Source organism: Kocuria cellulosilytica, assembly GCF_040981245.1.
In the GTDB taxonomy this organism is placed as follows: Bacteria; Actinomycetota; Actinomycetes; order Actinomycetales; family Micrococcaceae; genus Kocuria; species Kocuria cellulosilytica.
In genome coordinates, this window is the sequence record NZ_JAVFWZ010000162.1 from 1 (window position 1) to 507 (window position 507).

1 protein-coding gene is annotated in these 507 nt (G+C 68.2%); it reads left to right on the top strand.

Annotated features, from left to right (window positions below; translation table 11 throughout):
* Window positions 1–170 precede the first annotated feature (170 nt).
* The coding region (locus RCG67_RS17500) for an IclR family transcriptional regulator (RefSeq protein ID WP_368828098.1) at window positions 171–507 on the top strand (337 nt) is incomplete at its 3' end.

The following is a 507-nucleotide window of genomic DNA, read 5'->3' on the forward strand; positions in this document are numbered from 1 at the left end:
GGATGCCAATTTCAATCGTATAGCGGAATGAAATTTCCGTATTATGGATATTATGGGACTCCGCAGGGGTTGGCAAGGCACCGTCGTGACCCCTGTCACGCAATGCCTGCCGGCGCGGACCGTGCGGAGGCCGGCCGCGAGAACGTCGACGAACCAGGGATCGGGAGACCATGACCACACGACCTGCGTCGGGCGGTGTGCAATCGGTGGAGCGCGTGTTCGACCTCCTCGAGGTGATCACCGCGGCCGGTGGGGAGATGTCGCTCAGCGAGCTCTCCGCCGCCGTGCGGCTGCCGCTGCCCACCATCCACCGGCTGCTGCGCACGCTGGTGCCCTCCGGCTACGTCCGCCAGCTCCCCAACCGCAACTACGCGCTGGGTCCGCGGCTGATCCTGCTGGGGGAGGCCGCCGGGCGCCAGTTCGGCTCCGCGGCCCGCAGCCGGCTCGACGAGCTGGTGCAGGAGCTCGGCGAGTCCGCGAACATGGCCGTGCTCGACGGCCAGGAGG